We start from the raw sequence: 13,202 nt of genomic DNA on the forward strand, positions 1-13,202 counted from the left end.
AACTCTGTGGGAGCGAGCTTGCTCGCGAAAGCGTTGTGTCAGGCACAGCGTCTGTGGATGTATCGACGCCTTCGCTGGCAAGCCAGCTCCCACAGGTATTTCGTTGTGCCTGAAATCTGTGAACGAGACCGTGGAGATTTTCATGCGTGAAGCGGCGAAGGTGCTTTTTTGATGTTCATCGGTTGCGCAGGCTGGAGTCTGGGGCGTGAATACTGGCCAGAGTTTCCGGCCGAGGGCACGCATCTGCAGCGTTATGCGGCGCGGTTCGACTGCGTGGAAATCAACAGCTCGTTTTATCGTCCGCATCGGCGTCAGACCTATGCGCGTTGGGCGGATTCGGTGCCGCCCGGGTTTCGGTTTTCGGTGAAGATGCCGAAGTTGATCACCCATGAATTGCGCTTGCGCGATAGTGATCAGCCGCTGGATGAGTTCCTGGGGCAGTGCGAGGGACTGGCTGACCGGTTGGGGTGTTTGCTGGTGCAACTGCCGCCGTCGCTTGTGTTTGAGCCGGCAAGCGCAGAGGCGTTTTTCGTGGCGTTGCGCCAACGCTTCGACGGTGACGTGGTGTTTGAACCACGGCATGAATCGTGGGTGGCGGCTGCGCCGATGTTGCAGGCGTATAGGATTGCCCAAGTCGTGGTCGATCCGTCGCGGATCAGTACCGACGGTTCGGCGCAGGGCTGGCCGGGTGTGCGCTATTGGCGGCTGCACGGCTCACCACGGATTTATCACAGTGCTTATGAGTTGCCTTGTCTGCAACGGCTGGCGCAGGACATGAAGGCCTGCGCTGCGGAGGGGGCCAGCGTCTGGTGCATCTTCGACAACACCGCCAGTGGCGCCGCGTTGGGCAACGCGATGACACTGGCGGCGCTTGTCCATATCTGACTCAGGCCGACAAGTGCTCGTACAGAATGGTCGCGCCGACGATCATCAGCACCACGCCACCGACGATTTCCGCACGCTTGCCGACCACTGCGCCGAGCACCCGGCCGAGCATCACGCCGATGGTCACCATGGTCATGGTTGCCACGCCGATGGCCGCTGCCGCCACCCAGATATTCACGTCGACAAACGCCAGGCCGACGCCGACCGCGAGGGCGTCAATGCTGGTGGCGAACGCGGTGACCGCGAGAATCAGGAACGAGTGCTGGCCGGGTTTTTCTTCTTCCTCGTCTTCGTGCTTCAGACCGTTGTAGATCATGTGCAGACCGAGGATGACCAGCAGCGTGAAAGCGATCCAGTGGTCCCATTCGGCGACCCAACGGGTGGCGGCCTGGCCGATCAGCCAGCCGATGATCGGGGTGATGGCTTCGATCACGCCAAAGATCAGGCCGGTGCGCAGGGCTTCGCTCAGACGTGGTTTGTGCAGGCTGGAGCCTTTGCCGATGGCCGCGGCGAACGCGTCCGTGGACATGGCCAGAGCGAGGAATATGAGGGAAACAGGATTCACGGGGGCACACTTCCAGTCGGGCTATGAGTCAACGACACAACCACACGCCCGACATTAGGCATGGATGTGTCGTCGGTCTCACCAACCAAAAGGTGTCCGTACCACGGCGTGTTGCCGAGAATGTTGATACGGACGCTTCCGAGGGACTCGGAAACAGGCTACTCCCCAACGAGGCTGCGAATGTTATTGGGGTAAGCATGAAAATTTTGTCAAAAGCATCGAGGCGATCAATAAACACAACACTCTGTGGCGAGGGAGCTTGCTCCCGCCGGGTCGCGCAGCGGCCCTTTTTTTGCCGAATAGCAGAAGGCCTGCTTCGCAGTCCAGCGGGACGGTGCGACGATTCGACAAGCTCCCTCGCCACAATGGGGGCCGGGTGCTGTTATTGACTCGGGAGCTCATTGATCCGCAACTGCGCACACAACCCGCCCTGCGGCCGGTTGTACAGCTGCAACGAGCTGCCGATCTTGCTGACGATCATCTGCACGATCGCCAGCCCCAGTCCGGCGCCATTGTCGTGGCCGTGGCTGTAGAAACGCTCGAACAGTCGTGCGTATTCCTGCTCGTTGATACCGGGGCCGGCGTCTTCGACGCTGATATACACCGCGCCGCCCGCCTGCGGTTGCACCTGAACCCGTACCTCGCTGCCCGGCGGGGCGAAATTCAGGGCGTTGGTCACCAGGTTCTGCAAGGCGATGGCGAGGGCGACCGGGTCGGTGTCGACCGGGCAGTGGTGGTCGCTGTCGAGGATCAATTCGACGTCTTTTTCCATGGCCAGCGGTGCCAGTTCGGCGAGTTCTTCGCGCACCAGCTCGGTCAGTTCCACAGTGCGGGTTTCGGGGTTGGCCAGGTGCGGTTCGATGCGCGCCATGGTCAGCAACTGACTGGCGATGCGCGTCGCCCGATCCACCGCACTGACCAGATATTCCAGCGCCTCTTCGCGTTGTTGCGGGGTCGCCGCCAGTTGCGCGTTTTGCGCGTGGATCCGCAGAATCGCCAGCGGTGTGCGCAGCTCATGGGCAGCGTCGGCAATGAAGCGCCGTTCACGCGCCAGCAGATTGTCGATCTGTTGCAGCAGACGATTGAGCGCGGTTTGCATCGGCTCCAGATCATGCGGCAGGGGGCTCAGATGCAGCGGTTTCAGGGTCTCGGTGTCACGGCCGCGAATGCTCTGCGCCATGGCGCGCAACGGTTGCAGGCCCCAGCCGATGGTCAGCCAGATCAGCGCGGCCAGCAGCGGTACGCCGATCAGGCTCGGCCACAATGTGTGGCCGACGATGCGCTCAATCAAGTCCTGACGGATGTCGTCGCGCTCGCCGACCCAGATCAGCAGCCCTTGTTGCGGGTCCTTGAGCAGAAACGCGCACCAGTCGCGGCCATTCTCCATCAGGTCGTGGGAGCCGAGGGTAGTGGGCGGCGCGGCAAGTTCCGGCGCTTCGGCCGAGCGCACCAGCAATTGCCCGTCGCTGCGCCAGACCTGAAAGGTCAGACGGGTTTCGTAAGGGTGTGCGGCCTCGCCGTCGCCGACCCGGCTCATGGCTTCATCGAAGGCCTGATAGAGCCGGCTCCAGTCATTGTCGCCCGGTGCGCGCTGGGCCAGCACGCCTTGCAGCAGGCGTGCGCTTTGCGCCAGTTGGGCATCGTAGACCTCTTCGATTTCATGGTGACTGTCGCGCAGCACCAGCCAACTGATCAGCAGGTCGCCGATCAATACCAGAATCAGCACCGGCACCAGAATCCGCGCACGTATGGAAATCATGGTTTGAGCTCCAGCACATAGCCGACACCGCGCACGGTGCGGATCAATTCGCTCGAGAGTTTTTTGCGCAGGTTGTGGATCAGCACTTCGAGGGTGTTGCTTTCGACCCGATCTTGCCAGCCATACAGCGCTCGCGACAGGCGCTCGCGGGTAACCACCTTGCCCGGGCGGGCCATCAGTTGGTGCAGCAGTTGATACTCCATCGGCGTCACCACCACGTCGGTGCCGCGCCAGGTGACCTGCTGCGTGACCGGATCGAGACACACCCCGGCATGCTCAAGGACCGGTTGCGCACGGCCCTGACTGCGGCGCAGCAACGCGCGAATCCGCGCTTTCAGTTCATCGACGTCGAACGGTTTGATCAGGTAGTCGTCGGCGCCGGCATCCAGCCCGGCAATGCGTTCGGCGGTGCCGTCGCGGGCGGTGAGGATCAGCACCGGCAAGTCCTGCTGCTCGCCACGCAAGCGTTGCAGCAGCGCGAGGCCGTCGAGCCGGGGCAAGCCGAGGTCGAGCAGCAGCAAGTCGAAGCTCTCACTGCGCAGGGCGTGCAGGGCGCTGACCCCATCCTGCAACCAGTCGAGCGTATAGCCTTCGCTGCCGAGGGCAACGCGAATGCCCTGGCCGAGGGCGCGATCATCTTCGACCAGCAGTAGACGCATAGCGGATTCTCTTGGGAAACACGGCGGGTGAGGGCCGCATCATGCCGCTGTGCAGCGGGCCGTGGCAGCTGACCCGACGGGAAAGATGTAACGACTCGTTGCCAACTAAGCTTCGACTAAGGTTGCTTTTGCACAGTGAGGCCTTCCTCATCGAGCGAGAGTGTTTCCATGCGCAAACTTCTGCTGTTGTCCCTCATCGTTGCCAGCCCGCTGGCCGTCGCCGGCCCGCAATGCACCACCGCCGAACGCTCGCAATGGCAAGACCAGAAAGCCTTTCAGGAGCAGCTTAAAGCCCAGGGCTACGAGATCAGCAAGTTCAAGGTCACCGACGGCAACTGCTACGAGATCTACGGCTTCGACAAGGACAAGCGCAAGGTCGAAATCTACCACGACCCGGTCAGCGGCAAAGCGGTGAAAACCGAGATCAAGGGCTGATGCCAAGCGCCTCCGTGCGCCTGTGGGACCCCGTGGTGCGGCTGTTTCATCTGTCCATCGCGGGCGTCTTCGTCGCCAATTACTTCTTCAATGAAGCCGGTGACGCTTGGCATGTCTGGCTCGGCTATTACGCCATGGGCTGGCTGCTGGTGCGGCTGGTATGGGGCTTCGTCGGGCCGCGCAGTGCGCGTTGGGCGGATTTCTGGCCGACGCCGACGCGGCTGGTCGCCCATGCGCGATCCCTGATTCGCGGACGTCCCGAGCATCGCCTCGGGCATTCGCCGATGGGTGCGCTGGTGATGCTGTTGATGTTGCTGGCGATGTTTATCGCCGGTTTGAGCGGCTGGGCCATGGAAGAGGTCGACGCCTTGTGGGGCTCCGATTGGCCGTTGCAGGTGCACGAGACCGCCGTCGACAGCTTGCTGGTGCTGGTGTGTCTGCACATCGCCGCCGCGCTGTTCGAGAGTTTTCTGCTGCGAGACAACTTGCCGTTGTCGATGCTCACCGGACGCCGACGGCGCTTGCCGGACGATCCGCCGCGCTGACAGGGATGTTTTGTCGATTGCCCTCCATCCTGTTTTTGCCGTGAGTCCACTATGCGTGCGCTTCCCGATCGCTTGAAATTTGTCCTCGGCGCACTGGCCGTGAGCCTGGTTTTCTTTGGTGCCTGGCGCAGTCATCCGGCTCATGTGCTGGCGCCGTTTGCCGTGGCGACGCCGCCGGTGGATGCTTCGCTGCAGGCACCGGAGCCGCTGTACAGCAGTCGTTTCGTCTCCTCGAAATTGAATGATTTCGTGCACTCGTCGTCGGTGACCGCGCTGCCGGGCGGCGACCTGATGGCGGTGTGGTTTGCCGGTTCCCGCGAGGGCGCCGCCGATGTGCAGATCCGCACCGCACGCTACGATGCCGACACCGCAGAGTGGGGCGCCGAGCAAGTGCTGGCCACCCGCGAATCGACCCGCGACGGCACCCGCCGCTACATCCGCAAACTGGGCAATCCGGTGATCGCCCTGGCGCCGGATCAACGTCTGTGGATGTTCTATGTTTCGGTGTCTGTGGGCGGCTGGGCCACCAGTGCGATCAACGTGATGGTCTCGGATGATTTCGGGCGCAACTGGTCGACGCCCCGGCAGTTGATCACTTCGCCGTTTTTCAACATCAGCACGCTGGTGCGCGCTGCGCCGGTGTTTCATGCTGACGGCTCGATCGGTCTGCCGGTGTATCACGAGTTCATGGGCAAATTTGCCGAGTACCTGTACTTGAGCGCGGACGGCGCGGTGATCGACAAATTCCGTATCAGCCGTGGCAAGCATTCGTTGCAGCCGACCATTGTGCCGTTGGACGGAAAACGTGCCGTGGCCATGCTGCGTTATGCCGGCGAGACCCATCATCGGGTGCTGGCCAGCCGCACCGAGGACGCCGGGCAGACCTGGAGCGAGCCGTATCCGCTGGAGCCGGCCAACCCCAATTCATCGCTCGCGGCAGTCGGCATCGGCGACAACGGTCTGCTGGTGGCGCTGAATGATCTGCAGGACGGGCGCTTCAAGCTCAGCCTGTATGGCACCGATGCCAATCTGAACCACTGGCGCAACGTGATCGAACTCGATCAGTCGCCCGATCCGCTCGGCCAGCCGTTCGCTCCCGAAGCCTACAAGGCGATCATCGGCGAAGGCTTTCGCGCTTCCAGTGGTGCCCGGCGCTTGCCGCTGGAGCAACGCTTTCTGAGCAATCTGGACTACCGGGTGTGCAAGCCGCAGGGCTGTGATTTCGAGTACGAGTATCCGTACTTCAGTCGCGGCAGCGATGGCCTCTATCACCTGGTGTATTCGTGGAATAACACCTTCATCAAACATGTCAGCTTCAATGAAGCGTGGCTGGCGGAGCGCCTGTGATGCTGTCTCTCTGGCAAGCCCATTTGACCTTTATCCTGCTGGGTTTTGTCCTGCTCGGTTCCCTGCACTGCACACAACGCTGGCGTCCGTGGCTGTTGCCGGCGCTGGCGGCGGTCAGTTTCATTCCGCTCAACGATCTGCCGGTGGCGGCGTATCTGCGCAGCTTTACCGACGATCTGGCGATCACCACATTGGTGTTGCTCGGCTGGGCCAGCCTTGTGCGGCTCGGTGTGGTCAACCAGCAGTCGCTGTCGGCGCGGGTTCAGGTGCTGGTGCTGTTCGTCGTGCTGGCCGCGCTGCTGTATCCGGCGACGATGGGCCTGACGTATGTCGATCCGTACCGCTGGGGCTTCAATCCCCGGCCACTGATTGTCTGCATCGGCGTGCTGACTCTGGCGCTGTTGTGGCTGGGCAATGCACTGGCGGTGTGGATGCTCGCGTTGGCAACGCTGGCCTTTGCGCTGCGGCTCAAAGCTTCGGAAAACTACTGGGATTACCTGATCGATCCGCTGCTGGTGGGGTACTGCCTGGTGGCCGGCACCACGCTGTGCCTGCGCGAGGTCTGGCGTTTGCTGCGGCCAGAGTCGACAAGCACGACATCTTCTATCTGAACCAACGACACTGAGGTCAATGATGGGCTGGTTGCAATCGCGACGCCTGCGCTATGGCGTGGGTGCGGCAGGTTTGGCGTTCTTGTTGTTTGCCGTGCTCCGGCTGGTGTTCGTACTGGGTTTTTCCGGGATCTCGCCCAGCGAGTTCGTCGACAACACGGCACTGCGCGAAACCCTCGGGATCGGTTTGCGCTTCGACCTGCGCCTCGCCGTGTTGCTGATCCTGCCATTGGCGCTGCTGGCCTGGGTGCCGCGCTGGAACCTCACGCGTCTGCCGTGGTTGCGCTGGGTCGCGCGGATTTACTGGCTGCTGGCGCTCGGCGCAATCGGCCTGCTGTACATCATCGATTTCGGTCATTACGCCTACCTCGGCGTGCGGATCAACGCCACGGTGCTGCGTTATCTGGAAGATGCGCAAATCTCACAACAGATGGTTTGGGAAACCTATCCGGTGCTGTGGATCGCGCTCGGCTGGTTGGCGGTGCTGGGCGTCTGCTTCTACGGACTTTTGCAGCTGGAACGGCTGACGCTGGCCCGTGAAGCTAAGGTTATCCGGCGTCCGTCGCTGGCATTCGGCACCGGGCTAAGCGTGGTCGTGGTGCTGCTGGCGCTGCTCGGTCGGGTCGACAATCTCAATCTGGAAAACCCGGTGCCGCTGCGCTGGAGCGATGCGTTCTTCTCCGGTGACGCGCAGATCGCCGCTGTCGGCCTGAACCCGGTGTTGTTCCTCTACGACACGTTGAAAACCGGGCAGGCGCAATTCGATGAGCAGCAGGTGCGCGAGCACTATCCAGTGATTGCCCGCTATCTGGACGTGGATCGACCGGATCCGCAAAGCCTGAGTTTCGAGCGGCAGCAAGCCGTGCAGCCGTATCGGCTGCCGGGCGCGCCGAATGTGATGTTCGTCATGCTCGAATCACTGGGCACCAGCGCCGTCGGCGCCTACGGCAATCCGCTGAACCCGACGCCGAACCTCGATCAACTGGCGACCCAAAGCTGGTTTTTCAAGCACTTCTATGTGCCAGTCACCGGCACCGCGAAAACCGTGTGGGCGAGCATCACTGGCGTGCCCGACGTGACGCGCCGCGAGACTGCGACGCGCCATCCGCTGATCACCCGCCAGCACACACTGATCAATGCCTTCACCGATTACCAGAAGCTCTACATGATCGGCGGCAATGCCGGTTGGGCCAATATCAATGCGCTGATACAGCAGAGCATCGATGGCGTGCGCCTGTATCAGGAAAGCGACTGGCGTTCGCCGCTGGTGGACGTGTGGGGGATTTCCGATCTGGATCTGTTCAAGGAGAGCGACCGCATCCTGCGCGACCTGCCCAAGGACCGACCGTTCTTCGCCTACGTGCAAACCTCGGGCAACCATCGGCCATTCACCATCCCCAAGGACAACGACGGCTTCGAGGTCAGCAACCTGTCGCTGGAACAGGTGCAGGCCGCCGGGTCACGTAGCGTCGAGCAATACAATGCGGTGCGCCTGCTGGATTTCAATATCGGCAAATTAATGGAATTGGCCAAGGCCGGCGGCTATTACGACAACACGATTTTTGTGTTTTTCGGCGACCACAACACGCGCATCAGCCAGATCCCGCACATGCCGCCGGCGTTCGAGCAACTGGGGCTGGAGAGCAACCATGTGCCGATGCTGATTCACGCCCCGGGGCTGCTGGCGCCGAAGGTCATCGAGCAAGCGGTGGGGCTGACGGATTTGCTGCCGACAGTGGCGGGGATGGCCGGCGTGCCGTTCAGCAATGGCGCAATGGGCCGCGATGTCCAGCAACCGGCGCCGGAAGGTGAGCGCGTGGTGCCGCTGGTGCTGCGCGAGGGCACGTTCCCGGTGATTGGCGGGGTGACCAAGGATTTCCTCCTGCAGATGCAGCATGACGGCAGCTCGCCGACCTTGCATGACCTGGCGTCGAAGACCCCGCTGGATAACGTCGCCGGGCAAAACCCCGAGGAATTCCAGCGCCTGGTGGAGCTGACGCGGGGGTTGCACGAGAGCGCGCGGCTGATGCTGTACCGCAACGTGCGCTGACCGGGTGGGCGCCTGGTCAGCGCAGCGTTTTTAGCGGTTCAGGAACGCCAGCAGGTCTTCATTCAGCGCTTCGGTGTGCGTCACGGCAAAACCGTGCGGTGCCCCGGCGTAGACTTTCAGCTCGGCGCCCTCGATCAACGCCGCCGCCTGTTTGCCGGTGGTTTCGAACGGCACGATCTGATCGCCGTCACCGTGGATCACCAGGGTCGGCACGTCGATCTTCGCCATGTCCGGGCGGAAGTCGGTTTCAGAGAACGCGGTGACGCAATCCACGGTGCCTTTCAGCGAAGCGAGCAGGGCGACGTTCAGGGTTTGCGTGAGCACGCCGTCGGAGACTTTCTGGCCCTGATTGGTGCCGTAGAACGGCGCGGCGAAATCAGCGATGAACTGCGCGCGATCCTTGAGCAGGCCGGCCTTGATCCCGTCGAACACCGAGGTGTCGACGCCCTGCGGGTAGTCGGCCTTCTTGCCGAACAGCGGCGTCACCGCCCCGAGCAGCACCAGCCCGGCAACGCGCTCGCTGCCGTGGCGGGCGATGTAGCGGCTGACGTCGCCGCCGCCCATGGAGAAGCCGACCAGTGTGACGTCGCGCAGGTCGAGGTGGTTGATCAGTTGCGCGATGTCATCGGCGAAGGTGTCGTAGTCGTAGCCGGTCCATGGTTGATCGGAGCGCCCGAAACCACGGCGGTCGAAGGCAATCGTGCGGTAGCCGCGACTGCTCAGATATTCCATCTGGTATTCCCACATGTCGGCATCCAGCGGCCAGCCATGGCTGAACAACACGGGTTTGCCGCTGCCCCAGTCCTTGAAATAGATCTGTGTGCCGTCATCGGTAGTGAATGTGCTCATGGAAACTCCTTGCTGTGGGCAATCGTTCGGGAAGGCCGGATGCCGCAATGGCCGCCCATCACTATCGGCGCAAATCGCGGCGGTCACTTGTACGCAAGTGCTGAATTGCCGGGCCGGGCGGCGAGGTTCTTTTCCAGCGTCACAGTTGTAAGATGCAACCACACGCTGGTTTGATGGAGAAACACCCTGTGAAGCGCAAAAGCCTGCACGGCAATGCCTGCCCGGTCGCCCGTACGCTGGACCTGATCGGCGACTGGTGGTCGCTGCTGATCATCCGCGATGCGCTGGAGGGCATCCGCCGCTTCAGCGATTTTCAGAAGAATCTGGATATCGCCAAGAACATGCTCAGCGCCCGGCTCAAGGCCCTGGTCGAGCAGGGGATTCTGCAAACCGTGCCGGCCGCCGATGGCGGTGCCTATAAGGAATACGTGCTGACCGAACGCGGCAAGGCCTTGCAGACGGTGATTGTTGCGCTGTCGCAGTGGGGTGGCGAGCATTTGTATGCGCCGGGTGAGCCGGGTTCGGTGATGGTTGATGCGCAGCAGCGTCAGCCGATCAGCAAACTTGAATTGCGTTCAGCGGATGGCCGCCTGCTGGCACCGCAGGACGTGGCGACGAAGTTGGGCGTTGCGCACTGAACCAAGGATTAACCTCGGAAAACCGCAACCGCATCGATTGTTCAATCCCTGTTACAAACCCGACTGTCAAAATCCGATTCAAGATTGAGTAAATGAGCCTGTTAAAAGTTGAATTTAAAGAAGTGAATCGGATAACGGCAGCGTTAGCGAATCACCTTGATTTGGAGAAAGATCTTCCTGCGATGGTCTTTCTTGATTCAGGGCTTGAGTATTATTTTTTTGAAAGGCCAATGCTAAGTACTACTGATGTTCTCAGTGAATTGGTTTGCTTGAACTATGAAGTTTTCTCGACAGACGTATTCGCCTTGTTCAGCGCACCTTCTGGCTTGTGCTACCTTTTCGATGGGAACAATGTCGATGAAGGTATCGAAGTCTTGAATTCTGGCTTTCGGGATTTTTTCAAAGGCACTGCGGATTATCCGATGATCGTCGGTAATCTGGGTTTTGATTGGCTATTGTTTGAAAGCGCTTACGAAGAGTTTGGTGTGCTGGCTCTGAGTAAGGCCAATGCCCAGTTAAAATTTTCTGAGGGCGTAGGGCGTAACTTGATCAGTTCCAAAGAGTTTCAAGCCCTTAAAGGTCGCGATGGCACTTTGGACGCAATCATTGACGCGTTTCATGATTATTTCAATGATGAGGTGGGCGGGTCCCGCTCGAATGAACCATATCTGTGACCGCAGTTAGAGTTTCCAGTTTTTTGGGCGCGTAGGACGTTTGGGGCAATATCGTTAAAGGAACTGTCGATGCCTGTAACAGGTAAATCAAGAATCAACTGGCTGTTCAAATACCGTGATTGGGTGGGGATAGGGCTATTGCTCGCAGCACTACTCAATGGCTACTTTCAATTCAATGGCAGCTGGGGGCGTTTTTTTACGGTACTTGCTGTTCAGTTATGGTTTGCTCAAGGTGTTTATAACTATTCAAGAGGGGCAACGGTTGCCATTGCACCCGGTGGATTAGGCCCGGATGCTGACCCCGCGGGGCGGGCGGCATTAGCAGTTTTTGCACTCTTTTTGTATGCGCTATTTTTCTTTTCGGATTATCGGTATTGAATTGTTGATTGAAAAGTTTTCTTTGATATTCGAACTGTTTTGGATATACCTATCAAAAAACCGGGCTGATGCCCGGTTTTTTTTACAAGTCGCTCAGCGAAACGCCGGCACCACATCCCTGATAAACAACTCCAGCGACTTCTTCTTCTCTGCATGCGGCAAGCTGTTGTCACACCAGAAACTGAACTCATCCACCCCCAGTTCCTGGTAGTACTTGATGCGCGGAATAATCTCTTCCGGCGTACCAATCATCGCCGTCTTGTGCAGGCTCTCCAGCTCAAACTCCGGACGCCCGGCAAACTTCTCTTCCGGACTCGGAGCGAGGAAGCCGTTGACCGGTACTTCCTTGTTGCCGAACCAGGCATCGAAGGTGCGGTAGAAACGCGAGATGGCCTTTGCACCGACTTTCCAGCCGTCCGGATCGTCCGCCGAGTGCACGTGGGTGTGGCGCAGCACCATCAGTTGCGGGCGCGGAACGCCGGGGTTGTTGTCCAGTGCGGTCTGGAATTTGTTTTTCAGGTCGAGGACTTCTTCGTCGCCTTTCATCAACGGCGTGACCATCACGTTGCAGCCGTTGGCCACGGCAAAGTTGTGCGAATCGGGATCGCGGGCGGCGATCCACATTGGCGGATTCGGCTTCTGGATCGGCTTCGGCACGCTGGTCGAGGTCGGGAATTTCCAGATGTCGCCGTCGTGGGCGTAGTCGCCTTGCCACAGGGCGCGGACCACCGGGACCATTTCACGCAGGGCCTGGCCGCCGCTGGAGGCGGGCATGCCGCCGGCCATGCGATCGAATTCGACCTGATAGGCGCCGCGCGCCAGGCCGACTTCCATGCGTCCGTTGCTGATCACGTCGAGCAGCGCGCATTCACCGGCCACCCGCAGCGGGTGCCAGAACGGCGCGATGATGGTGCCGGCGCCCAGGTGAATGGTGGTGGTTTTGGCGGCGAGGTAGGCCAGCAGCGGCATCGGGCTCGGCGAGATGGTGTATTCCATCGCGTGGTGTTCGCCGATCCACACGGTGCTGAAACCACCGGCCTCGGCCATCAGGGTCAGTTCGGTCAGGTCTTCGAACAGTTGGCGGTGGCTGACGCTTTCGTCCCAGCGTTCCATGTGGATGAACAGGGAAAATTTCATGACGCTTCCTCGGATCTTTTGTTGTTGAGGCTACTTGTGGGAGCGAGCTTGCTCGCGAAAAGCGGTGTAACAGCCAGCATCTATGGCGACTGACAAGACGCCTTCGCGAGCAAGCTCGCTCCCACAGTTGATTTGTGTAGGGCTGACGATCAGGCCAGAACGGGCAGGGCGCCCATCTTGCCGTGGCAGTAAACCAGCGGCCCGGCGATTTGCTCCGGGACGATCAGATTTTTCACTGCGCCGACCATGATCGCGTGGTCACCACCTTCGTATTCGCGCCACAACTCACACTCGATGATAGCCGTCGCATTGGCCAGGATCGGGTTGCCCAGCTCGCTCAATGTCCACTCGATGCCTTGCGCCTTGTCCTTGCCTTTGCGGGCGAAGGCATAGGCTTCGCTCTGCTGGCCACCGGAGAGGACGTGGATCGCAAAGCGCTTGTTCTTGATCAGTACAGGGTAGGAGTCGGAGCTGTAGTTGGGGCAGAACAGCACCAGCGCCGGGTCCATCGACAGTGAACTGAAGGCGCTGGCAGTGAGGCCAACGATCTGGCCGTCATCGTCCAGCGTGGTGATGACAGTGACGCCGGACGGAAACGAGCCCATGACTTGTTTGTAGATGGCAGCATCGATCATTGGGTGATCCTCGGGTGTTATGACGCGATTTTTAT

15 protein-coding genes are annotated in these 13,202 nt (G+C 60.4%); 9 read left to right on the plus strand and 6 right to left on the minus strand.

Annotation, left to right across the window (positions count from 1 at the left end; genetic code table 11):
• Positions 1-171 precede the first annotated feature (171 nt).
• Positions 172-885: a DUF72 domain-containing protein gene (locus ABV589_RS26125; protein WP_367084231.1), complete on the plus strand. Its 714-nt coding sequence runs from the start codon at positions 172-174 to the stop codon at positions 883-885.
• A 1-nt stretch (position 886) separates the two neighbouring features.
• On the opposite strand, the gene mntP is transcribed toward ABV589_RS26125, so the two are convergent.
• The 3 genes from mntP to ABV589_RS26140 form a co-directional block, all read right to left on the minus strand.
• Positions 887-1,450, minus strand: coding sequence for a manganese efflux pump MntP (gene mntP / locus ABV589_RS26130; protein ID WP_108590970.1), 564 nt, complete (start codon positions 1,448-1,450; stop codon positions 887-889).
• Between the two features lie 382 nt (positions 1,451-1,832).
• On the minus strand, positions 1,833-3,209 hold the full coding sequence (locus tag ABV589_RS26135) for an ATP-binding protein (RefSeq protein WP_367084232.1): 1,377 nt from the start codon (positions 3,207-3,209) through the stop codon (positions 1,833-1,835).
• On the minus strand, positions 3,206-3,868 hold the full coding sequence (locus tag ABV589_RS26140) for a response regulator (RefSeq protein WP_367084233.1): 663 nt from the start codon (positions 3,866-3,868) through the stop codon (positions 3,206-3,208). Before ABV589_RS26140 ends, ABV589_RS26135 begins: the two co-directional genes overlap by 4 nt.
• A gap of 168 nt (positions 3,869-4,036) precedes the next feature.
• Between ABV589_RS26140 and ABV589_RS26145 the strand changes: the two genes are divergently transcribed.
• From ABV589_RS26145 to ABV589_RS26165, 5 genes are read left to right on the plus strand one after another with little or no spacing between them, the layout of a single operon-like run.
• Positions 4,037-4,303: a PepSY domain-containing protein gene (locus tag ABV589_RS26145; RefSeq protein ID WP_007960465.1), complete on the plus strand. Its 267-nt coding sequence runs from the start codon at positions 4,037-4,039 to the stop codon at positions 4,301-4,303.
• Entirely contained in the window at positions 4,303-4,848 is a 546-nt protein-coding gene (locus ABV589_RS26150; protein ID WP_367084234.1) for a cytochrome b/b6 domain-containing protein, read from the plus strand. The genes ABV589_RS26145 and ABV589_RS26150 overlap by 1 nt, the downstream gene beginning before the upstream one ends.
• A 51-nt stretch (positions 4,849-4,899) precedes the next feature.
• The gene (locus tag ABV589_RS26155; RefSeq protein WP_367084235.1) at positions 4,900-6,195 is read left to right on the plus strand and encodes a sialidase family protein; all 1,296 of its coding nucleotides are present in this window, start codon (positions 4,900-4,902) and stop codon (positions 6,193-6,195) included.
• Positions 6,195-6,806 carry a hypothetical protein gene (locus tag ABV589_RS26160; RefSeq protein WP_367084236.1) on the plus strand — a complete coding sequence of 204 codons (612 nt, stop codon included), beginning with the start codon at positions 6,195-6,197 and terminating at the stop codon, positions 6,804-6,806. Before ABV589_RS26155 ends, ABV589_RS26160 begins: the two co-directional genes overlap by 1 nt.
• A 22-nt stretch (positions 6,807-6,828) precedes the next feature.
• The gene (locus ABV589_RS26165; RefSeq protein WP_367084237.1) at positions 6,829-8,856 is read left to right on the plus strand and encodes an LTA synthase family protein; all 2,028 of its coding nucleotides are present in this window, start codon (positions 6,829-6,831) and stop codon (positions 8,854-8,856) included.
• 30 nt (positions 8,857-8,886) lie between these two features.
• On the opposite strand, the gene ABV589_RS26170 is transcribed toward ABV589_RS26165, so the two are convergent.
• Positions 8,887-9,705 carry an alpha/beta hydrolase gene (locus tag ABV589_RS26170; RefSeq protein ID WP_367084238.1) on the minus strand — a complete coding sequence of 273 codons (819 nt, stop codon included), beginning with the start codon at positions 9,703-9,705 and terminating at the stop codon, positions 8,887-8,889.
• Positions 9,706-9,893: 188 nt separating this feature from the next.
• Between ABV589_RS26170 and ABV589_RS26175 the strand changes: the two genes are divergently transcribed.
• The 3 genes from ABV589_RS26175 to ABV589_RS26185 all read left to right on the plus strand — a co-directional run bounded on the left by ABV589_RS26175 (position 9,894) and on the right by ABV589_RS26185 (position 11,395).
• Positions 9,894-10,343, plus strand: a complete 450-nt coding sequence (locus tag ABV589_RS26175; protein ID WP_007960459.1) for a helix-turn-helix domain-containing protein — start codon at positions 9,894-9,896, stop codon at positions 10,341-10,343.
• A 92-nt stretch (positions 10,344-10,435) separates the two neighbouring features.
• Positions 10,436-11,017 carry a hypothetical protein gene (locus tag ABV589_RS26180; RefSeq protein WP_367084239.1) on the plus strand — a complete coding sequence of 194 codons (582 nt, stop codon included), beginning with the start codon at positions 10,436-10,438 and terminating at the stop codon, positions 11,015-11,017.
• Positions 11,018-11,086: 69 nt separating this feature from the next.
• On the plus strand, positions 11,087-11,395 hold the full coding sequence (locus tag ABV589_RS26185) for a hypothetical protein (RefSeq protein WP_367084240.1): 309 nt from the start codon (positions 11,087-11,089) through the stop codon (positions 11,393-11,395).
• 93 nt (positions 11,396-11,488) lie between these two features.
• Here ABV589_RS26185 and ABV589_RS26190 read toward each other — a convergent pair whose 3' ends face one another.
• Positions 11,489-12,532 (minus strand): LLM class flavin-dependent oxidoreductase, encoded by a 1,044-nt coding sequence (locus tag ABV589_RS26190; protein ID WP_367084241.1) that lies wholly within the window; start codon positions 12,530-12,532, stop codon positions 11,489-11,491.
• Positions 12,533-12,681: 149 nt separating this feature from the next.
• Entirely contained in the window at positions 12,682-13,167 is a 486-nt protein-coding gene (locus tag ABV589_RS26195; RefSeq protein WP_016987069.1) for a flavin reductase family protein, read from the minus strand.
• Positions 13,168-13,202: the final 35 nt, after the last annotated feature.

This window comes from Pseudomonas sp. HOU2 (assembly GCF_040729435.1).
Lineage (GTDB): Bacteria > Pseudomonadota > Gammaproteobacteria > Pseudomonadales > Pseudomonadaceae > Aquipseudomonas.

Coding starts and splice junctions, on each gene's coding strand:
- ABV589_RS26125 (WP_367084231.1), top strand. CDS start 172: ATGTTCATCGGTTGCGCAGGCTGGAGTCTGGGGCGTGAATACTGGCCA.
- ABV589_RS26135 (WP_367084232.1), bottom strand. CDS start 3,209: ATGATTTCCATACGTGCGCGGATTCTGGTGCCGGTGCTGATTCTGGTA.
- ABV589_RS26140 (WP_367084233.1), bottom strand. CDS start 3,868: ATGCGTCTACTGCTGGTCGAAGATGATCGCGCCCTCGGCCAGGGCATT.
- ABV589_RS26145 (WP_007960465.1), top strand. CDS start 4,037: ATGCGCAAACTTCTGCTGTTGTCCCTCATCGTTGCCAGCCCGCTGGCC.
- ABV589_RS26150 (WP_367084234.1), top strand. CDS start 4,303: ATGCCAAGCGCCTCCGTGCGCCTGTGGGACCCCGTGGTGCGGCTGTTT.
- ABV589_RS26155 (WP_367084235.1), top strand. CDS start 4,900: ATGCGTGCGCTTCCCGATCGCTTGAAATTTGTCCTCGGCGCACTGGCC.
- ABV589_RS26160 (WP_367084236.1), top strand. CDS start 6,195: ATGCTGTCTCTCTGGCAAGCCCATTTGACCTTTATCCTGCTGGGTTTT.
- ABV589_RS26165 (WP_367084237.1), top strand. CDS start 6,829: ATGGGCTGGTTGCAATCGCGACGCCTGCGCTATGGCGTGGGTGCGGCA.
- ABV589_RS26170 (WP_367084238.1), bottom strand. CDS start 9,705: ATGAGCACATTCACTACCGATGACGGCACACAGATCTATTTCAAGGAC.
- ABV589_RS26180 (WP_367084239.1), top strand. CDS start 10,436: ATGAGCCTGTTAAAAGTTGAATTTAAAGAAGTGAATCGGATAACGGCA.
- ABV589_RS26185 (WP_367084240.1), top strand. CDS start 11,087: ATGCCTGTAACAGGTAAATCAAGAATCAACTGGCTGTTCAAATACCGT.
- ABV589_RS26190 (WP_367084241.1), bottom strand. CDS start 12,532: ATGAAATTTTCCCTGTTCATCCACATGGAACGCTGGGACGAAAGCGTC.
- ABV589_RS26195 (WP_016987069.1), bottom strand. CDS start 13,167: ATGATCGATGCTGCCATCTACAAACAAGTCATGGGCTCGTTTCCGTCC.